Annotated in this window: 15 protein-coding genes; 7 read left to right on the forward strand and 8 right to left on the reverse strand. The window is 70.1% G+C overall.

Annotation, left to right across the window (positions count from 1 at the left end):
* Positions 1-116 precede the first annotated feature (116 nt).
* A complete protein-coding gene (locus tag ACFWVC_RS36155; RefSeq protein WP_384297583.1) occupies positions 117-1,499 on the reverse strand; it encodes a S8 family serine peptidase in 1,383 nt (460 codons plus the stop codon).
* 620 nt (positions 1,500-2,119) lie between these two features.
* Positions 2,120-2,968, reverse strand: coding sequence for an alpha/beta fold hydrolase (locus ACFWVC_RS36160; RefSeq protein ID WP_384297585.1), 849 nt, complete (start codon positions 2,966-2,968; stop codon positions 2,120-2,122).
* 404 nt (positions 2,969-3,372) lie between these two features.
* Between ACFWVC_RS36160 and ACFWVC_RS36165 the strand changes: the two genes are divergently transcribed.
* The 3 genes from ACFWVC_RS36165 to ACFWVC_RS36175 all read left to right on the forward strand — a co-directional run bounded on the left by ACFWVC_RS36165 (position 3,373) and on the right by ACFWVC_RS36175 (position 6,483).
* Positions 3,373-4,449 carry a protein kinase family protein gene (locus ACFWVC_RS36165; protein WP_384297631.1) on the forward strand — a complete coding sequence of 359 codons (1,077 nt, stop codon included), beginning with the start codon at positions 3,373-3,375 and terminating at the stop codon, positions 4,447-4,449.
* A 135-nt stretch (positions 4,450-4,584) separates the two neighbouring features.
* Positions 4,585-5,886, forward strand: a complete 1,302-nt coding sequence (locus ACFWVC_RS36170) for an amidohydrolase family protein (RefSeq protein WP_384297588.1) — start codon at positions 4,585-4,587, stop codon at positions 5,884-5,886.
* A gap of 96 nt (positions 5,887-5,982) precedes the next feature.
* Positions 5,983-6,483, forward strand: a complete 501-nt coding sequence (locus ACFWVC_RS36175; RefSeq protein WP_384297592.1) for a hypothetical protein — start codon at positions 5,983-5,985, stop codon at positions 6,481-6,483.
* Positions 6,484-6,592: 109 nt separating this feature from the next.
* On the opposite strand, the gene ACFWVC_RS36180 is transcribed toward ACFWVC_RS36175, so the two are convergent.
* A complete protein-coding gene (locus tag ACFWVC_RS36180; protein WP_384297596.1) occupies positions 6,593-7,918 on the reverse strand; it encodes a helix-turn-helix domain-containing protein in 1,326 nt (441 codons plus the stop codon).
* A 315-nt stretch (positions 7,919-8,233) separates the two neighbouring features.
* Between ACFWVC_RS36180 and ACFWVC_RS36185 the strand changes: the two genes are divergently transcribed.
* Complete coding sequence (locus ACFWVC_RS36185; RefSeq protein ID WP_384297598.1) at positions 8,234-8,758, forward strand: hypothetical protein; 525 nt, start codon at positions 8,234-8,236, stop codon at positions 8,756-8,758.
* Positions 8,759-8,947: 189 nt separating this feature from the next.
* Here ACFWVC_RS36185 and ACFWVC_RS36190 read toward each other — a convergent pair whose 3' ends face one another.
* The 3 genes from ACFWVC_RS36190 to ACFWVC_RS36200 all read right to left on the reverse strand — a co-directional run bounded on the left by ACFWVC_RS36190 (position 8,948) and on the right by ACFWVC_RS36200 (position 11,941).
* The gene (locus tag ACFWVC_RS36190; protein ID WP_384297602.1) at positions 8,948-9,796 is read right to left on the reverse strand and encodes a GNAT family N-acetyltransferase; all 849 of its coding nucleotides are present in this window, start codon (positions 9,794-9,796) and stop codon (positions 8,948-8,950) included.
* Between the two features lie 880 nt (positions 9,797-10,676).
* Complete coding sequence (locus tag ACFWVC_RS36195; RefSeq protein ID WP_384297634.1) at positions 10,677-10,997, reverse strand: transcriptional regulator; 321 nt, start codon at positions 10,995-10,997, stop codon at positions 10,677-10,679.
* Positions 10,998-11,260: 263 nt separating this feature from the next.
* Positions 11,261-11,941, reverse strand: coding sequence for a hypothetical protein (locus tag ACFWVC_RS36200; RefSeq protein WP_384297606.1), 681 nt, complete (start codon positions 11,939-11,941; stop codon positions 11,261-11,263).
* Between the two features lie 248 nt (positions 11,942-12,189).
* On the opposite strand from ACFWVC_RS36200, the gene ACFWVC_RS36205 reads away from it, so the two are divergent.
* Positions 12,190-13,251: an ATP-binding protein gene (locus tag ACFWVC_RS36205; RefSeq protein ID WP_384297611.1), complete on the forward strand. Its 1,062-nt coding sequence runs from the start codon at positions 12,190-12,192 to the stop codon at positions 13,249-13,251.
* On the forward strand, positions 13,248-15,083 hold the full coding sequence (locus tag ACFWVC_RS36210) for a hypothetical protein (RefSeq protein WP_384297615.1): 1,836 nt from the start codon (positions 13,248-13,250) through the stop codon (positions 15,081-15,083). Before ACFWVC_RS36205 ends, ACFWVC_RS36210 begins: the two co-directional genes overlap by 4 nt.
* A 216-nt stretch (positions 15,084-15,299) precedes the next feature.
* On the opposite strand, the gene ACFWVC_RS36215 is transcribed toward ACFWVC_RS36210, so the two are convergent.
* Complete coding sequence (locus ACFWVC_RS36215) at positions 15,300-15,890, reverse strand: TetR/AcrR family transcriptional regulator (protein WP_384297619.1); 591 nt, start codon at positions 15,888-15,890, stop codon at positions 15,300-15,302.
* Positions 15,891-16,535: 645 nt separating this feature from the next.
* Between ACFWVC_RS36215 and ACFWVC_RS36220 the strand changes: the two genes are divergently transcribed.
* On the forward strand, positions 16,536-19,322 hold the full coding sequence (locus ACFWVC_RS36220) for an ATP-binding protein (protein ID WP_384297623.1): 2,787 nt from the start codon (positions 16,536-16,538) through the stop codon (positions 19,320-19,322).
* 117 nt (positions 19,323-19,439) lie between these two features.
* Here the strand turns inward: ACFWVC_RS36220 and ACFWVC_RS36225 are convergent, their stop codons facing one another.
* Positions 19,440-20,264, reverse strand: coding sequence for an SDR family NAD(P)-dependent oxidoreductase (locus ACFWVC_RS36225; RefSeq protein ID WP_384297627.1), 825 nt, complete (start codon positions 20,262-20,264; stop codon positions 19,440-19,442).
* Between the last annotated feature and the right edge of the window lie 201 nt (positions 20,265-20,465).

Here is a 20,465-nt window from a genome sequence, read left to right on the forward strand (position 1 = left end):
AGCCCCGCGCCCGCCGCGGCCCCCCGCTTTCTGGGGCCCCCAACCCGGCCACCGCCCGGGGGGGGGGGGGGCCCGGCAACGTTGTGCCGGGCCCCGCGCCTCGGGACGGGGTGCGGTCAACCCTGCTTGGCGAGGGCCGGGACAAAGCGGGCGGCGTCGATCGTTCCGACACCGGTCGCCATGTCGTAGCCCTTCACCGCGGTGTAGCCGGTCACTCCCGCGTAGCTGTTGTTCGTGCCGTCCTTCACGTCCACGATCCCGGTGGACGGGTTCCACGAGGACTGCGCGTACAGCGAGTACAGCGCCTGGTGGATGTCACCCAGCCGGTGCCCGGCAGCCTGGTCGGCCAGGGCCACGATGCCCGCGAAGAGCGGGCTGGCCTCGCTGGTGCCGACGTAGACGTCCCAGCCGACATGCTTCGGGTCGTAGCTGGAGTACACCCATGCGCCGCCCTTCAGCGAGGCGGACATGGAGAGGTCCGGGGTGCCGCGGTGGTCGCCGACCACCTGTTCCGCCGCGTTCTGATACGAAGGACGGGAGAAGACGTGGGACAGGCCGCCGCCGCCCGCGCCTGCGTCGTTGTAGACGCTGTCCGGCGCGATGCGGTCGCCCTTGGAGTCCAGGTGCAGCTGGGTGCCGCCGACCGAGACCACCAGCGGGTCGGCGGTCGGCCAGGCGTTGACCCGGTACGGGTAGTGGGACTTGCCGTCCGTGGTGGTGTCGGTGGCGCCGCTGTCGCCGGAAGCGGCGACGAGGGTCACACCGTGCTTGGCCGCGTCCTTGAAGGCGTACCGCAGGTTCTCGATGCTGGAGAAGTCACCCTTGCGGAAGCCGGGGAAGCTGTTCTCCGCCACGCCCCAGCTCTGGCTGATCACATCGCCCACGCCGCGGTCGACGAGCGACTTCTCGGCGTCCATGACCTCCCGCAGGCCGCTGGTACCGTCCCCGATCCGGCCGACGCCGGTCTCCGCCAGGACGATGCGCGCGCCCGGGGCGACGGCATGGGCCATCTCCACGTCAAGGGTGGCCTCCCCGGCCCAGGCGACCTGGTCCTCATCGGTGGGGTCAAAGCGCGGGACCTTGCCCCACTTGACCACGTCGACATGCGTGCTCTTCATACCGAACCGGGCGCTGTAGACATCCAGGTCCTTCTGGATGGTCGGCGAGCCGAACGGATCGACGATCACGATCGTGCGCCCCTTGCCGGTGACTCCTGCCCGGTACAGCGGGTTCAGGTCGTACGCCTGGCGGTACTGGATCGCGGAGTAGCAGGCGATCCGCCACTTCGCCCGGCACTGCTCCGTGGTCAGCAGGCTGCCGGCCGCGCTCCCCGATTGCGGCGCGGCCGCCGGCACGGCCTTGATTGCTTGCGTCGGCTGCATGGGAGCAGCAACGGCGGCAGAGCCTGACAGAAGCGTTGATATCGCCGCGATACCGGTGAGGCTGGTGATCCAGGCTGTGGCGACCGCAGTGCGCCGCCGCGCATGAATCCTGCGCATAGATGCTCCTCGTAGTGGACTAGACCGCACTCGACCATTGACCGCGATCTCACTCCGAGGCCAGCCGCGAGGCAAGCGATTGCCCCTGTGTGACTTGTCACCGATTAATGTGACTAAAGACTCTATGTCCGCGCTGAGCGCGGCCCGCACGACGTGGGCAACCCGCCGGGGGCCGCATGTCGGCCCGGTTGTCACGCGGCTCAAGCCAGGCCGACATCGGGGCTTTCATGTGTCGGGCTACCTCCTGCGCGGGTCACGACCGGCCCGATGTCCGCTATATCGGCTTTATGAGATACCTCACGTTCTGACCGCTGAGTGTGCGGGGCGACGGAAGCGAGCACGGTCTACGGCAGCCGAAGTCCGCCCGGCGGCGAATGTGCCGGACGGCGACCCTGCCGTTTCGGGTCCGCGGAAACCGGTCGGCACTGTCCTCGCGGCGATCGCCTCGTTCGCGTGGAACGCGGAGCCCGTACGCGGGGCCTCGGCCAGGACACGGACGCCCAGGACGCGACTTCCTGCGCCGGCCCGGAGGCGGGGGGGACTCGGCGGCTCGGGAAGTCGGCTCAGTGGCGAGAGCGCCCCGGTCCGGGGTGATGGACCGGGGCACTTTGTTCCAAGCGTCAGCTGATCGCCTCGGCGGCGTCCTCGATGAGATCGGCGACGATCCTGGGGTGACTGATCATCACGACGTGCGAGGAACGCGGCACTTCGACGACCTTCCGCGCGTTCGCACGGCTGTACATCCAGCGCTCGCACGCCGGCGGGATCGCCTTGTCCCGGCCGGCCACCAGCCCCCACGTCGGAATCGTCTTCCAGGCTGCGGCCGTGGTCGGGTAGATGAAGGAATCGGCATCGAACGGCCGCTGCGTGGCCTGCAGGACCCCGAAGTCAGCGGTGGATATGTCGGCGGCGAAGGCCGCCTGGCCGTCCTTGCTCAGGTACAGATCGATTCCGGTCGTGCCGTCGGCCTTCGTGTACGGGACCGGCACGCTCACCGGCTCGACCTCGCTGCCGGGGAACTTGGTGATGAGCTCCCCCTGCGTCTCACCGACGTCGGGCACGAACGCCGCGATGTAGACCAGCGCCTTGACGTTGGCCTTCCCGGCAGCGGCATTCGTGATGACCGTTCCACCCATGGAGTGCGCGACCAGCACGACGGGTCCGCTGATGGAGTCCAGCAGACTCCCGATGTAGGGGGCGTCGGTCGGAATACCGCGCAGCGGGTTCGACCCACAGACCGTGGTGTAGCCCTTGTGCTGCAACTCCTGGATGGTGGCGTTCCAGCAGGACGAATCGGCGTAGCCGCCGTGCACCAGCACAATCGTGGGCGTCACCTTCGGCTTCTCCTTATCGGTACGGGTCGGGGCCGCGGCGGCGGCCGTTCCTTCTGAGCCGGCCATCAGCGCCGCCGTCCCGGCCAGCGCCGCTCCGGCGGCCAGCACCTGACGGCGGGAAACTTCCGTACCCATGGGGGCTCCTCACACATTGGGGTCAATAGGGAATGAATCTGACGGAGAGCCCGCCGCTGAGCCGCCACGCGAGCGCGACGGCCTTGCAGATCTTCCGGCCCACCGGTGCGAGCCGGAGGGCCTTCGGGAAGCTCGGCGCCTGTCGCCCCCGGTGCGGCCGGGGGTCGGCGGGCGCCACTTGATCAGCTGCGCCGTCAGGAGTTCGGCTTGATCGATGTGGAACGCCTTGGACACTACGAGGAGCGCTTTCGCCTGGCTTCGGCCATGTGACCTAGATTCCGAGGCAGGCGGCCCGGCAGCCGCCGTCAGCTCTGAGCCTCGCGTCGTCGCGCTCGGCGGTACCGCGTAGCCCTTGCAGAATCGAGGTCGGCACCAAGGTGGAGGCCGCAGTGAAGTCCCCCGACATGTCGCGTGGTGCCCGTCTGACCGCCCATAGTGCCGTCTCCACATCCCTGGCCATGCGCAGTGATCGCGCGCTGCGCGAGCTCGTGGACGCGGCCGTGCCGATCGGATCCGGCATCGGCGGGAAGTCGGCCCTGCTGGAGGTCGCCGGAACCCCGGTCTTCGTGAAGCGGGTGCCCCTCACCGACCTGGAGAGACAACCTGAGCACATCCGGTCCACGGCGAATCTGTTCGAGCTGCCCACTTTCTTCCAGTACGGCGTCGGCACCATCGGCGGGCCGGGCTTCGGGGCCTGGCGAGAGCTCGCCGTGCACACCATGACGACGAACTGGGTGCTCGCGGCGGAATACGAGGGCTTTCCCCTCATGTACCACTGGCGGGTGCTGCCGGACTCGACGCCCCTTCCCGAAGAACTGGCCGACATCGAACGAGCCGTCGCCTACTGGGGCGGCGGATCGCAGGTGCGCCGCCGGATCGAGGCTCTCCAGCAGTCCTCGGCGAGCGTCGCGCTGTTCCTGGAGTACATCCCGCAGAACCTGCACCGGTGGCTGGAAACCCAGGTGCAAGCAGGAGACCAGGCCGTCAACCGGGCCTGCGCCATGGTGGAGAGCGAACTGGCAGCCGGCACCTCGTACATGAACAGCCGCGGACTCCTGCACTTCGACGCGCACTTCGAGAACATCCTGACGGACGGACGGCGCCTCTACTTCGCCGACTACGGCCTCGCCATTGCCTCCGGGTTCGAGCTGTCGCAGGACGAGGCCGACTTCTTCGACCGCCATCAGACCTACGACCGCTGTTACACCGCCACGTACCTGGTGAACTGGCTGGTCACCGCTCTGTACGGATATCAGAGGGAGGACCGGGACGGCCGCTACGCGCTGGTGCGCGCCTACGCGGAGGGCGAGCGTCCCACAGGAATCCCAGAGGCGGCCGCGGCGATCCTCGCACGGCACGCGCCGATCGCCGCAGTGATGTCCGACTTCAACCGAAAGTTCCAGCGCCAGAGCAGGCAGACCCCATACCCGCTGGAGGAGATCCGCCGACTCGACGGCACGTACAGCTCCCCCATTTGCTGACGGATGGCTGCAGGCCAGCACCCGACATGGACCAGTCACCCTACGTCGGCCTCCAGCAGCACCTGGTACCGTCCCGCCCCTGACCAACAACCAACAACCAACAACCAACAAGCGCATCCGTCCGGGAGGAGCCTCGTGACCAAAGCAACGGCGATCGTCAACGCGAGGGTCTTCGACGGCACCCGGCTGCGGGACTGGACGTCAGTCCGGTTCGCCGACGGCATCATCACCGACTGCGCCACCGGCTCCACTGCCCAGGACGGCGACGAGGTGATCGACGCGGAGGGCGGCACCCTCCTGCCGGGGCTGATCGACTCGCACATCCACCTGGTGCCCGGCGCTCTGGAGCAGGGGCTCACCTTCGGTGTGACCACCGCACTGGACATGTTCAGCCCGGCCGACGTGATGGCAGCGGCCAAGCAGCAAGCCGGCGCTCGCACGGACGTGGCAGACGTGCGCTCCGCGGGGATTGGAGCCACCGCGCCGGGCGGGCATCCCTGGATGATGTACGACCCGTTCCCGACCTTGACGGGGCCCGAGCAGGCCGAGCAGTTCGTCGCGGACCGGGTCGCCGAAGGCTCGGACTACGTGAAGATCTTCGGCCCCTCGGGCGCAGCGGGTCCGTGGGCGACGCCGTCCTTGGACCTGGACACGATCACCGCGTTGACGAAGGCAGCTCATCGTCGCGGACTCGTGGTCGTCGGGCACATCAACTCCTTGGCCGGGGTGCGCGAGGTCGTGTCCGCGGGCGTCGACGTCATCGCGCATGTGCCCGTGGACGGCGAACTGGACAGAGCCCTGGCCGAGCGGATCGCCCAGGCGGGAATCGCGGTCGGCCCGACGCTGGCAACCCTCGAGAACGTCTTGGGTGAGCCGGGCGGTGCCACTGTGGCCGCAGACCCGCGACTCGCCGGAAAGCTCGGGGACGCACAGGCGCGGCGGCTGACCTCTGGCGCATCAGGGGGGCATGGGCGGAGAATGCCGCCCTATTCCCGGGCCGAGGAGAATGTCGGCCGCCTGGTCGACGCGGGCGTCACGATCCTGGCCGGCACCGACGCCCCCAACCCGGGAACCGTGTTCGGGGCAAGTCTGCACCGGGAACTGGAGCTGCTCGGCCGCTGCGGCATCACGCCCGCTCAGGCGCTGAACGCCGCGACCGCCGCTCCGGCGCGAGCGTTCAACCTCCCCGACCGCGGGCACGCCGCACCCGGTCAGCGCGCGGACCTCCTGCTCGTATCCGGCGACCCGTTGACCGACATCACCGCGACCCGGGCCATCGAGCGGATTTGGCGGGCAGGCGTCCTCTGTGACCGACGTGCGTTCGTCCCCAACGCGGCCGAGGCGGCAGAACTTGACGCCTTCGACGCCCGGGTCGCCAAGGTCGTGGCGGCTGTCCGCGAACGCCGGTACGGCTTCGGCTCGGCCAAGGGCGGCTGACACGGGACCGGGCAAGGAGAAGGGCGGCGAATCGGCCTTGCGTTGGAGGCGGAAGTCAGCCGTTACACAGCTGGAGCGACCGGAGAGGCTCGCCGTATGACCGACCAGCCCTTCGGCGAGGAACCCCCCGAGCACCTCCGCTACCGCAGGTACCTGTGGGAACTGGAAGATGTCTCGGAGGCGGATGAGGCCGCCTTGGTGGCGACCGTCCTGGAGGATCCGGACGTGTCGATGGCGGAGGCCGCGGTCAACCGTCACCTTGAGCGTCAGGCAACCCGCCTGCTGACCGACCCGGCGTTCACCGCTTGGGCCCAGACCTTGGCCACGGTAATCGGGGACCGTCCCTTCCTCGCCCGCCGGCTGCGCGAGTGGGCCCTGCTCAGGGCCATCGCGCTGGATGAGCCATGGACCGCCGAGGACCTCACCACCGCATCCGACTGGTTCCAGCGCACGGCCTCGGTCGTACCCGCTGTCACCTCACCTGAGGCCCTCAGCCTGCTCGCCGAACGGGGACGAACCCGCCGCGTTCGGAACGCGGCGAGCCGCCGGCTGCAACATGCGGATCAGCACGGACCTGACTCGATCCACAAGTCCTGACTTCATTCGACGGCCCCAGCTCAGCCGCCACGGTGGACCGCCACAACTACGCCCCCGCCCACGGCAGGTCCAGGCTCAGCGCACTCCGATCGGTGCAACGCGACGGAAGTCAGCCGCCATACGGGACGACCCAGGCACGTCCGCCCGCGTCGTTCGTGCCGTACCAGTAGTGCGGCCTTCCCTTGATGCTGGTGGTGTGGAACGGACGGCCGTGGTCGTCGATGCGGATCGTTCCGGTGCGGCCCTGGGAGGACCAGTCGAGTTCCAGGTACCAGCGGGTGTCGTAGGTCTGTGTCGTCGCGTCGACGAGCAGGACCTCCGGGTCCTCGGCGGAGACGCGGAGCGGGAGGTGCGCAGCCGGAATGGTGTGCTGGCTTTCGGATCCGTCCTTCGGGCGGGCGATGGGGCGGTCGACGTCGAGGTTCACGGTGAAGCGGCGCGGCATGACCTCGCCGCCGCAGCCCTGGCTCATGTCGTACGCGTTCCCTGCGGCCGGGTTGCCGCGGCTGACGATGCGGACACGGAGCGCCTCCAGGACCACGGCCGTGGACGACCGCCCCTGCACCGAGATCTGCACCTTCGTCTGCCCCCCGTGCACCGCGCCCTGCCTTGCCGCCCACGCCCCGGCGTCCTGCTCCACCGGAGGCGGAGGCACCTGGGCGGGCGGCTTGTCGATGACGTATTCGTGGTCGCATCCCTTGTCCCAAACCAGGGAGTCGGTGTTCCAGGCGAGGGGCAACCCGGTGGTCGATTTCGCAGTCGAGGTGGGATCGCTGCCGGTGGCGGACGGGGCAGTGGACGGCGGCCGGGAGCCGGGCGACGCGGAGCCCTGGTCAGGAGAGCGGGAGGTAGTGGCCGACGGTTCAGCCGAGCGGTGCGGTGCGCCGGCGGCGGTCGTGGGCCGACCCTCGGAGCGGGTGGCGTCCGTCTTGGAGGAGTGGTCGTCCGACAGGGCGGTCGTGATACCCAAAGTGGCGAGCAGCGCGCAGGCGACGGCGGTGGACGTAAGGACCTGTCGGCGGCCGAACCAGGAGCGTGGAGCGGGAGTTGGGGCGGGCCCATCAGGGTCGGGGTCGTCGTCCCGGGGCTGCTCCGCGGAGCTGCTCTCCTCGACGAGTGCTCCGCCCTCGTCCGGCTCCATTAACGGAACCGCCGCCTCCGCTGAACCGGCCGTACGCACCCGCTGTCGGGCCGCCACCGCCGACAACCACAGCCGGTGCAGCTCGAGCCGCTCCTCCGGTGTCGCCCCGCAGAAGGCCGCAAGCCGCTCCACAGGTGCGAAGTCCTGCGGCACCGCCTCGCCCGCGCAGTACCTGTGCAGCGTGGAAGTGTTCATGTGGATGCGGCGGGCCAGAGAACCGTAGCTCCGGTCCGTACGGTCCTTCAGCCGGCGAAGCAGCGCCGCGAACTCCGCAACATCGTCCCGAATCAACACCGTTCCCCCGTCATCCGCCCGCGATCCGTATCCCAGGCACTCATATCCCTGCACGTCAGATGGGCTGGGATGGTTCCACCGTGGCCAAGAACGCGGCAGCTGTTGCGCCCGATTTCGGTGACCGCCGATGCTCTTGGTGTCGCACCGACCACATCTGACGCCGGCCCGACTCCAGTCGGCAGCCGGGCAGTCGGGCAGCGTCCAGTCCTCGAATCCGACGCGGACGAGGTGGCGACACATCGGCGGGCGTCATCGGCACGAAGAGCCGGAACCGGCCGAGAGCAACCACATACGGATCAGAAAAGGAAGACGCACATGAACAGGAAGTACCCCACGCACCGTCGTCCGGGCCGCCGCGCAGCCGTCGCCGCCGGCCTTGTCCTGGCCGTCGGACTCGGAGTGTCGACACAGCTGACGGCGCAGGCGTCCGTCCCTGCCCCCGCGAAGGCATCCGCCGCCGCACCGCGGTCGGTCAGCGGCACGCCCGGCCAAGTGGTGACCCGGGTCGCCGACTTCTACGGCGCGTACATCGACGCGAAGGGCGACTACGCGGACCCGGACTCCACGCTGGCCACGGCGCTCCGCAAGCACTACCTGACGCCCGCCTTCGCCAAGCGGCTGGCGGCCTGGGAGACGGAGAACGGAGCGGACGGCGTCCTGCGAGCCCAGAACGTCCCGGCGCGGTGGACGGTGACCGACAACGGCACCGTAGGTAACAGCCACGAGGCCATCGTCACCCTGACCTTCGGAAGCGGAGAGACCACGCAGAAGATCAAGCTCTTCGTGCTGATGGAGCGGTACAACCACATCGCGGACATCGCCACCACGAGCGCCCGCTGACGGCGGAGCCGGATCTCCGTTCTGACGTCGACACTCAGAACGGTGCCTTCGGCCGGCTCCGGAGGTACGACGACCGGCCTCCGCTACCTCGTAGCGGAGGCCGTCGTGTTGATGTTGACGCCCCCAGGCCTACTACCGCTGGGACAACAAGAGGGGCGTACTCGGTGGCCCGGTCGAATCCGGCCCGGCTCACGCGAAGTCGAACGAGGCGAAGTCAGCGACCGGGCGGTACCCGATGCGCTGGTAGACCGCGTTGCTCGTGGGGTTCGCCAGGTCCGTGAAGAGCACGACCTCCGCCGCGCCTCCGGCCAGGGCGGCGCGGCTCACCTCCGTCGTCACCGCGCTCGCGTAGCCGCGACCACGCAGCTCGGCCGGGGTGTACACGGAGCCCACGCGGACCTGGCCCGCGACCATCGGTGTCACGGCCGCCATCGACACAGGGGTGCCGTCCGGGGTCTCCCAGAACGTGAAGCGCCTGTAGCCGGCGTGCTTCCCGGCTGAGCGAGTGGCGTCCGCGTCCCCGATGGCGGCGGCGAAGTCGTCGTTCCACTCGGCCAAGCGCTCCTGGTCCTGGCCGCCCGCGACGCGGCTGCGGCCCTCCGGTGCGGGCTCGGGCGGGGTGAGCGTGCCGAGGCGGTACAGGCGTCGCCGCTGGCCGAGTACCGGCACCGCGCCAGTGTGCCGCCCCCAGGCCTCAGCGAACGCGACGGCCGTGTGGTGGACCGCGGTGACTCCCGGCAGCCGGTGGCCGAGGTGGGACAGACGGCCGGCGAGCGCGTCGGCCTGGTCGACGGTGAGCTCGGTGAGGTTCAGCCGGCGGGGTGGCGTGCGGAAGAAGGCAGCGGACACATCACCCGCTTCTTCCAGTCGCCCGAAGACGGGAGCGTCGGCGCCCTTCGCGCTCGCCCCACGCGCGCGCAGGACCTCCGTCACCGTCAGCAGCAAGGTGTGGAGGGCGGGACGCGAGTGCAGGAAGTCCCCGGCCCCGGTGAGGAAGCCGTCGACGTCTTCGGTGAGGTGCCACTCATCCACCCGCATACCCCAGGACTCCTCGCTGTCGGCGCACGACGGTGGCCCCGTCGCGACGGGGGAGAAACGACGGAGCCACCACGGCCAGTGTGCGGCGACGCTCCGCAACTACGGGGCGAGTTCGGCGAAGTGCCTGCTCAGCGGATCCTCAGCGGGTTGACGCGGAGAACAAATCGGGCCGATCCGGCCGCGTCAGCACGGGCCTCTTCGTGAACAGGCCCGGCGGGGCGCTCAGGACGCGGGCCATCTCGCGGAATGCGTACAGGGGCGACACGCGGGCCTCGACCTCGGCGCAGTCGCGGCACGCGACCCGGGTTCTCCCATCGTGCCTGCGGGGAGCCTGCTAGGAGGGAAGGCAGTTCGGGATCTGGAGACGCAGACGGGGGTGGTCGCGCAGAGCAGCACGTCAGAGCCGGGCAGACCTGGCACTGCGTCACCCGTCAAGCCGATTGCAAGCTGACACGCCGTGCGTACCTCAACGGATCTGGTTATGGTCGAAGGGCAGGCTGGACTGGCTATCCACTGAGGCACGGCCGCCCTTCTCCATGGGCGGCCGTCCGATCGTCTCTGTAGCCTGCCGGGGTCGGTTCCGGAGCTTCGTAGCATTGGTCAGGTCATCGCACGTGCCCGCTGGGCCGTCTCCCGCCGTTGCCGCAGCATGGGTTTTCCCGGCTCCGCCCACGCCACCCACATGGAACAAGAACTCTGCCGGACTGCCCTCCGGCAGCAGGTCCCTCCGCAATCAGCGGCACCTGCGCGCGCCTCGACTGCGCCCGCGCACGTCTCCGTAGCCTGCTGTCCCCCTTGCCACCCCTCACGGGCCGGAGACGGATGCCGGTACGGTCCTGCCCGGCGGCAAGGAGCCGCGCGTGCAGCTCCGGCATGTCCGTCATGCGGCGGCGCGGGCACGGGCGGCGATCTGGGGGAACGCGTCCTCCCACACGGTGCGCACGGTGCGTCCGACCAGGCCACGCAGGACCGGCCACATCTGAACGAGCAGATCCTTGTTGAGGTAGCGGGGCAAGTCGTCGTGGAGTCCCTCGTGCAGGACGGTGCGGTACAGGCCCATGCGCTGGCGGGGCTTTTCCAGGTCGTACGAAGTCATCCCCGACCAGGCGACATGCAACGGCAGACCCACGATCCCGCGGGCAGGGCCGCAGAACTCGTCCAGCGAGGCCGGCAGACGCCGCAGGAACTTCTCCCGGTACAGCGCGAGATCCTCGGCGTACGCGCCGGAGTCGTCTGCGGTCCCGGAGAGCGGGCACCGCGGGCCGGCTGCCGTGCCGCCATCATGACCGCCAGGCGACGGCGGGGAGACCGGACCGGCCGATCTTGACCGGACCGGGATCCTGTCGCTATGGACGATCCCGGCGACGTGCACCTCCGCACCCGGACGGCGCTCCTCGCAACCGAGACTCAGGATCAGCTCGCCTGGCTGGGCGATCGTGAACGGGAAACGCCGGACAGACCCGGTCAGCTTCCCGACGCCGTGGCCGGTGAGAGGGATCGCCACCAGGCGGTGATCACGATGTCGTGGCCGAGCGCGGCGACGATGTTGCGGTGGAGCGAGAGTTCCACGATCCGGTCGTCGTTCGGCCGGTAGGGACGGGCGGGATCGGGGACTCCGAGCAGCGGTCCCAGGGCGTCGATCGCGGGTTTCCACAGCGTGGACCAGTTACGGGCGGCCGAGACCTGGAAGCAGAGCCGAAGGCCGATCGGGGTACCGGGCAACACCTCGGGCCGAGCCGCCTGACATGCCCGATGGATCCCCTGCTTCCACGCGGTGGACGAAGCGGACACGCTGGTGCGGACCGACAGTTGTGGGCCGCCCCAGTCATCGGTGTCGGGTGCGGCCGGTGTGGCCGGCCCGAGGGCAATCGTCGATGACCCGGCATGGGCTTTGCGGGCGAAGGCGGCGTCGAAGCGGTCCGCGCCGAGTGTGCGGATCACGGGGAACAGGTAGTTGTCGAGGTCGTGGCCCCCGCTGGTCAGCGCGACGTGATCGTCGAGCCCGACGTCCAGCGACAGGGCGAGGGAACCGTCCTGCCCGTCGGCAACCGGACCCACCAGTTCCACGACCGAGTCGAGATAGGCGCGCAGCCGAAGTCGGCTGGGGTGCCCGGCCGCATCCCAGCTCTCCAGAACCGGCTTCACCCGCAGAGCGACGGGTTCACCAACGAGGGGTGAGAAGACTGTCGGCACATCTGGGATTCTCCGCCTGACACAGCGGGATGTCCGGCAAAGAGGCCGATCGATGCGAACCGGCCCCCCGCGTGGTCTTCGTACCGTGAAAAGCAGATGCGCCCGGGCACCGTCGAGGGTGACACTGAGCGCCGTCCCGCGCGCCGCGCGCGGTCTCCCGTCATCGTCATCCCCTCCCCCGCCGGTCAAGGAGTCAACGTTTGCAGGGCGTTGTCACGGTTTCGCCTTCCCAGGTGCCCGAACTGCTGCTCAATCTCGCCACCGTCCGCCCGGTCTTCCTATGGGGCGCGCCCGGCATCGGGAAATCGTCTCTGGTCAGGGAGTTCGCCGACTCGCTGGGACTGGACTGCGTGAGCCTCATCGGGACCCAGCTGGCTCCCGAGGACCTCATCGGCGTCCCGCAGATCATCGACGGCCGCTCGCGGTTCTGCCCTCCCGAGGCGATCGCCCGTGACGAGCCCTACTGCCTGTTCCTGGACGAGCTGAACGCCGCCACCCCCGATGTGCAGAAGGCCTTCTACTCGCTGATCCTCGACCGCCGGATCGGATCCTACGAGTTGCCGCCCGGCAGCATCGTGATCGGTGCGGGCAACCGGGCCACCGACAACGCCCTGGCGCGGCCCATGGCCTCCGCCCTGGTCAACCGGCTCGCCCACGTCCACCTCAGGGCTTCCGCCCCGGACTGGCTGGTCTGGGCGTCGGCCGCCGGCATTCATCCGTGGATCACCGATCACCTCACCGACCGGCCGGACCACCTGTGGTCTTCTCCGCCCAAGACCGAGGAACCGTTCTCCACCCCGCGGTCCTGGCACATGCTCTCGGACGCGCTGCACTCGTTCGGACCCGCCGTGGACGAGGAGACGCTCAAGATCCTGGCCCACGGCATGCTCACCCCCGCGCACGCCGTGGCCTTCTGCGGCTACGTCAAGATCGTGCGTCACTCCTACGGTCTGGAGGCCATCCTCAAGGGCGACGCGTCCTGGCCGCACCGTGTCGAGGACCGCGACCTGCTCTATTACCTCGCCGACTCCTTCCGGGGCCGCCTCATCAAGGAGCTGCCCGCGAACAAGGAACACGCTTCCGCGGCCGTTCGCCAGACCGCCTACCGCGCGAAATCGTTGCTCGTCCAGCTGGCCGAGATCTCCGTGGAGGTCGCCCAGACCGTGATCGCGGACGGCGACGACGACAACCCGGTGCTGCCCTCCTGGTTCCTCCTCGAGGCCGCCCGCGACATGCCGCGGCTGGTCGAGGCGCGCCGGTGAGCAGGGGGCGCGGCTCCACCTCGCGGGCCCGATCCGAGGCGAAGGAAGACCCGGCCGCCAAGGCGTTCGCCGCCGGGGTGGACCTGCTGCGCCGCAACACGGCGCTGGCCGCCCTGTCCGCCGTCAACGGCACGTTGTGCCGCAGCAAGGAGTGCACGGAGCACCCCCGGGACGGCGGATGGGCCGCGGTGACCTCCAATGGAGTCGTGCACGTCGACCCGATGCGCCGTGGGGAGCCGGAGGAGTGGGCCTGGGTGCTCGCCCACTGCCTGCTGCACCTGGGCTTCGGCCATGTACCGGCGGCCCATGGCGCGCGGGAGCAGCCCGACCGGTTCGACCTGGCCGCCCGCTGCACGGTCGTCAACCGCTTCCTGGCCACCTTCCTCGTGGGCCGTGCGCCCATGGCGCTCCCGGAGGGGTTCCCGGGCGGCGACGAGGACGAGCTGGCCGCGCGCTGGCGTCGCGACGGCATCCCGCCGGAGTACGCCGCGTGCGGCGCGGCCGGTTCACAGCCGGACCAGCTGCTGCGTCCCTGGCACCGCCCCTGGCATGCGCCCGAGGACTGGACCGCCGCCTTCGCGAGCGCTCTCACGCGGACGATGTCGGCGGCGATGGACGTCGCCGGTGGCCGCAGGGAGGAGCTCACCGGCGCGCGCCGGCCCCAGCGGCCCTGGGAAAGGGCGTTGAGCTGGTTCGTCTCCTCGTACCCGTTGCTGGGCGGCATCGCCGCGGGGATGACGCTGGTGGCCGACGCCGAACTGGCGCGCGCCCAGGGGATCTCGGTGGCGGCCGTCCACGCGCAGGCGGGCGAGATCTACCTCAACCCCCTGTGCCGGTACACCGACGAGGAATGGCGGTTCATCCTCGCCCACGAGATGCTGCACGCCGCACTCCGGCACGGCGAGCGCCTCGGCGGGCGCGACCCGTATCTGTTCAACGTCGCCGCCGACTACGTGATCAACGGATGGCTGGTCGAGATGGGCGTCGGGCAGTTGCCGGACGGGCTGCTCCACGACCCCGCGCTGGCGGGACTGTCCACCGAAGAGGTCTACGACCGCATCGCCCGGGACCAGCGCAGGCTGCGCCGCTTCGCCACGCTGCGCGGCAAGGGGCTCGGGGACATCCTGGGCGAACCGCTGCCGCGCGCCGGGGAGGCCGCCCCGACGTGGGTGGACCTGGACGAGTTCTACCGGCGCGGACTGCGCCAGGGCTTCGATCTGCACCGGCGCGAACGCGGCTTCCTGCCGGCCGGACTCGTCGAGGAGATCCAGGCGCTCTCCCATCCGCCGCTCCCTTGGGACGCCAGACTCGCGCGCTGGTTCGACGAGTACGTGCCGCGGCCCGAAGCCGTGCGCAGCTACGCCCGTCCCGCACGCCGTCAGGCCTCCACGCCGGACATCCCCCGGGCGGGCCGGAGCTTCCCGCCGGAGGAAGTGGCACGCTGCACCTTCGGAGTGGTGCTGGACACCTCGCTGTCGATGAGCAGGACGCTGCTGGGCAAGGCGCTCGGCGCGATCGCCTCCTACGCCGCCGCCCGGGACGTGACGGCGGCGCGCGTGGTCTTCTGCGACGCCGCGCCCTTCGACGCGGGCTATCTGCCCGTAGCCGAGATCGCGCACCGGGTGCGCGTCCGGGGCCGCGGCGGCACCCTGCTGCAACCGGCCGTCGACCTTCTCCAGCGGGCCGGGGACTTCCCGCCCACGGCGCCGATCCTGTTGATCACCGACGGCGACTGCGACGTCCTGCGCGTACGCCGCGAGCACGCCTTCCTGGTACCGCAGGGGGCAGTACTGCCGTTCACGGCGCGCGGCCCGGTCTTCCGGATGCGCTGAAGGCCGGCCGTCGTACGTACGGAAGGCTTGCAGCCCGGGGCCCTCACAGACAGTTGCCAGTCGGCAGGTTCGCAGTTGTTGTAGGCGAGGTGGCCGGGCATGCAGCGCATCGTCCACCTGCTCCCCGCCCCCACGGGCACCCTCGGCGCGGTAGCCGTCGCCAGGCATCGGCCGGGCTCAGAGGCCGGCGTCTCCTGACGCCGGCCCGCCCTTCCCTCAGCCCGACGCGACGACCAGGCCGACGCCCTGGACCAGGGTGCGCGCCGCGGACGTGGAGTCGCTGAGGTAGCCCGCGACCATCGCTCCGTCACGCAGGGCGACCACCAAGTCGGCGGACCGCCGGGGGTCCGCGACGCCCATGGTCGCGAGGGTGTCCTCCAGCACCTGGCGGAACCACTCGCGGTGCCTCAGTACGACTTGGTGGATCGGACACTTCCGATCCGGGTACTCCGCGGCCGCGTTGATGAAGGGGCAGCCCCGAAACCCCGGACCGCAGATCTCCTCGCCGATGCTGTGTGCGACGACATCGAGGAACGCCGCACCTCCCCCCGTCTTCTCGGCCGCCACGGCCACCCGGGCCCGGATCTCGTGATCGGTGGCGTCCAGGTAGCCGCGCACCAGGTCGTCCTTACCCTCGAAGTGCCGGTAGAAGGTGCCGCGCGCGATGTCGGCCTCCGCCATCACCCGGTCGACGCCGACAGCGCGAATCCCTTCGGTGTAGAAGAGCCTGCTCGCCGTGGTCAGCAGGCGCTCCCGCGCCGCCGACTTGCGGCCGGTCGTGGCAGGCCCGCTCTTCGTCTCCGTCATGGATCGATTATATAGAACGTTCCTTCCACAATCTGGGCCAGGGCGACAGCGGCGCCCAGGCCGCAACGTCGCCGGGACGACGCGACGAGGCTCGTCGAGGGGCCGCTCGTATGTCCCCGAGTGCCGTCCGATATTCCCGTCGGAACGGTGCAGGTGGATGCGCGAACCGGCATCCAAAGAGCGTAAGGACAATACACGGACCGAAAATGATCCTGGGGAACGAATGGCCTTAGCCCGCCGAAATGAATGCGCGACGTTCACGGGTAGACGCGGCGCCTTTCCGCTCCCCGCGGCGCGCGCGTTCCGGTATTTCGCGCATTGCCGCCCCTGCCGCCGGACGGGCACCTCACAGCCGACCACCTGCGCAGGTACCCTCACGGCGAGGAGGGGGTTCCGTCGAAGGAACCCGGGTCCGGACGGCACACTACCCCCCACAGACGCTCACGGGATTCCAACTTTCACTCAGTGAAAGAATTCTCTCCCGAGTTTTCCAAGCGTGTCGAAGGGTTAAGCGGAAATGCGGCTCGGCAAGGCGATGCCGGAGGTTCGCGCGGTAGCATGAACCTCCGCTTGCCAATGAATTCAAGGAATATCCGCACGAGTGGAACACGGGCGGACGTGGACGGCTGACGGGAGCGTGGACGGGTGGGCTACGGCGACCCCTTTGATGACGGAGCCGGTGGCGCTCTGGTGGGGCGTGCCAAGGAACTGGATCGCATACGCGCCTTCCTCGGCGCCGCCGACCGCGGCGGGGCGCTCCTGCTGTCGGGGCAGGCGGGGGTGGGCAAGACGGTTCTGCTCAACGCCGTGGCGGAGGCGGCGTCCGCGACCGGGACGCGGGTCCTGCGTGCGGCCGGCGTCGAGTTCGAAGCCGACGTGAGCTACTCCGGCCTGAACCAACTCCTCTTCCCCCTCTCCGAGACCTTCGGTGATCTGGACGACACCCATCAGGAGGCCCTGCGTGTCGCGCTGGGCTTCGGCAGCGGAGCGTCGCCGAACCGACTCGTCGTGTCCAGCGCGACCCTCATGCTCCTTCGCCGGCTGGCCGCGCCCGACTCCCTGCTGCTCATCATCGACGACCTGCAGTGGGTGGACCGCGCCAGCGCCGCCGTGTTCGGCTTCGTCGCCCGCAGGCTCGGTGGCAGCCGGGTCGGCTTCCTCGGTGCCGTGCGCCAAGGGAGCGAGACCTTCTTCAACCGCGGTGGACTACCCGAGTACGAGGTGCCGCCGCTGGACGAGACGTCGTCGCGGGCCCTGCTCGATGCGCGATTCCCGAACCTCGCCGAACGAGTGCGGCGCCGGCTGCTGTCCGCGGCCGAAGGGAACCCGTTGGCTCTGCTCGAGTTGCCCACGGTGCTGAGCGGGCAGCAGCGCATGGCGCTGGAGAACCTTCCCGCGGTCCTGCCGCTGAGCCAGCGGCTCCAGGCGCTGTTCGTCTCCCGGGTCTCCGGCCTCCCGGCTGCCACCCGCCGTCTGCTGCTGCTCGCCACGATGGACGGGACCGGCGATCTCGGCGTCCTGCACGCGGCGGCGCGGCAGGCCGGCAGCGGCGCCGACCTCGAAGATCTCGCCCCGGCCGAGCAGGACCAGTTGGTCACTGTCGACGAGGGCACCCGGCGGCTCGTCTTCCGCCACCCCCTGATCCGCTCGGCCGTCGTCGACGCCTGCTCCAGCGCCGAGCGCCGGGCGGCGCATCGGGCCCTGGCCCAGGCTCTGGCACATCAGCCCGAGCGCCGGGCCTGGCATCTCGGAGAAGCGTCCGTCGAACCGGACGAGGAGGTCGCCACCCTGCTTGAGCAGGCCGCTCACCGCATCACGGCGCGCGGCGACGCCCTGGGAGCGGTCGCGGCACTGATACGGGCGGCCGACTTGAGTCCCCACGGGTCGGACCGGGCCCGCCGCCTGGCCGAGGCCGCCTATATCGGCGCCGACGCGACGGGCGAGCTGCGCGGCGTCTCGGAACTGCTCGAAGACGCCCGACGCGCCGACCCGGACCTGGCCGGGTCCCTGCACTCCGCCGCTGCCGCCGTCTATCTGGTCATCAACGGCGACGGGGACATCGACACGGCTCACCGCCTGCTGGTGGGCGCCATCGAGTCCGGCACCCACCAGTACGACGCCGAGGACAACGCCGTCGTCGACGCCGTGCACCTGCTGCTGCTCCTGTGTTTCTTCAGCGGCCGCGCGGAGCTGTGGGACCCCTTCTACACCGCGCTCTCGCGGTTGCGCCCGGAGCCGCCCGCACTGCTGTCCGCGGCCGGCAAGACCTTCTCCGACCCGGCGCGTTCGGGAGCGGCCGCACTGGACCAGCTGGAGGGCATCCTCGGCGAACTTCCCGAAGAGACCGACCCCGGCCGCATCGTCAGGGTCGGCACCGCGGCGCTCTACCTCGACCGGTTGTCGGCCCTCCGCGAGCCCTCGTGGAAGGTCGTCCGCCAGGGACGGGACGGCGGCCCGGTGCGCCGGCACCTCGGCGCCTTGATGCACCTGTGCCTGGACGACTACCTGACCGGCAGGTGGGACGAGTGCGTCGAACTGGCCGAGGAGGGAGTCCAGCTCTGCGAGGACTCCGGATACCGGTTCTTCACCTGGTACTTCTGGTACTGCCGGGCCGTCGTCGCCGCCCCCCGCGGGGAGGACGCGACGGTCGGCCTCCTCACCGGCCGCATCAACCAATGGGCCGCACCGCGGGGCGTCGGGACGGCACTGCACTACGCCCGGCACATACGCACCGTGGCCGATCTCGGACGCGGCGACTTCACCAGCGCCTATCGGCACGCGACGGCGATCAGTCCCGCGGGCACCTTCGCCTCCCACGTGCCGCACGCCCTGTGGGTGATGATGGATCTCGTCGAAGCCGCGGTCCGCACCGACCGCCCGGCGGAAGCGGCCGCACATGTGCGCGCCATCCGGGACAACGACATCGCCGCGCTCTCCACGCGGCTCGCGCTCCTCGCCGGCGCTTCGGCCGCTCTGTGTGCCACGGACGACGAGGAGTCGGTCCGTCTGTTCGGCGAGGCGTTGGCCCTGCCGGAAGTCGAGCAATGGCCGTTCGATCTGGCCCGGGTGCGGCTGGCCCACGGCGAACGGCTCCGGCGAGCCAGGGCGAACGCGGAGGCCAGAGGGCAGCTGACGCTGGCCTACGACGCCTTCGCCGAGCTCCGCGCCGGCCCCTGGATGGATCGTGCGGCCAAGCAGCTGCGGGCCGCCGGATGGGTCGCGCCGAGGACCGAGGCGGGCGGGAAGGTGCTCACGCCGCAGGAGCGGGAGATCGCGGACCTGGCGGCATCGGGGCTGAGCAACAAGCAGATCGCCGAACGGCTCTATCTCTCGCACCGGACGGTCGGAGCGCACCTCTACCAGATCTTTCCCAAGCTCGGCATCACCTCTCGCGCAGCGCTCCGCGACGCGCTCGGGGCCCTGAAGGAATGAGAACCGCGCCCACGCCGAGCGCCTTTCCGCTGTTTCCGCTGTTTCCGCTGTTTCCGCTGTTTCCGCTGTTTCCGCTGTTTCCGCTTCCACGCTGTGACCGCATCCTTCCGCCTCCGCCTAACCGCCGTCGCCTGTCCCCGGGAGCCGGTCACCGGGCGCGCCGGCGGTGACCCGCGGCGGGCGAGCACCCTTCGGGCTGTCCACCACGGCTGCGACGGCCTGGGCTGTGCGGGCGAGACGTGCCGCGGTGACGGTCCGACCGGCCAGGTGTGCGTCGACTCGGTCGACCAGACCGGGGTGCCTGCCCTCGTAGGCCTGCGCCGTCCCGAGGTCGTCCGGGCGGACCAGCTGCAGCCGCCGGCCGGTTTCGGGCACGATCAGGCCGGCCATGACGACTGTGGCCTCCACCCCGAAGCCGGCCAGCTCTTTCGCGTAGCTCGCCGCGAGATGGTCGATCACGGCGACGCTTTCGGAGTGGAGGGCGAGATAGGGGGCCTCGGCGGCGGGGTCGCCGATGGACACCACCCAGACCAGCAGACCGTCCTGGCGCTCGCGCATCTGCGGCAGCACAGCACGGTTCACCCGCTGGGTGGACAGCACGTTCGCGTCGTAGATCTGCGCCAACTGGTAGGGGGTGAAGGACTCGACGGGGCCCCGGGGCACAGGTCCCATGGTGTGGACCACGCAGTCGATCCGCCCGGCTTCCGCCGTGATGCCGTTGACCGCGGCGTTGACCGAGCGCTGATCGGCGACGTCGAGGGCGATCGGACGCGGCCGGGCGCGCTGACGGCCTGCGTCCCCGTCCGGTTCGGCGGCGATCGGTCGACGGCCTGAGGCCGCGCCCATTCCGGCGTAGGCGATGTGACCGGCTTCGGCCAAGGCCTGGGCAGTGGCTGCTCCGAGGTCGCTGGACGCCCCGGTGACAAGGATGATCTTCGACATCATGCTCCTCGGCGCATGGTGGGAGCGGTAAGAGCGCGTGACCGCACGGGCACCTGCTCAGTATCGATACCGGTGGGACCGGCGCACATAAGTCATATGACAGTGCCGACGACTGGGGCTCATGGCCGGTCCCGGGGCCAAGCGGCGGCCGAATCCGGTCGCCCGGGCTCCGGGAGGCGACTCCTGGATCTTTCGCCTGAG

This window comes from Streptomyces sp. NPDC058691 (assembly GCF_042714775.1).
In the GTDB taxonomy this organism is placed as follows: domain Bacteria; phylum Actinomycetota; class Actinomycetes; order Streptomycetales; family Streptomycetaceae; genus Actinacidiphila.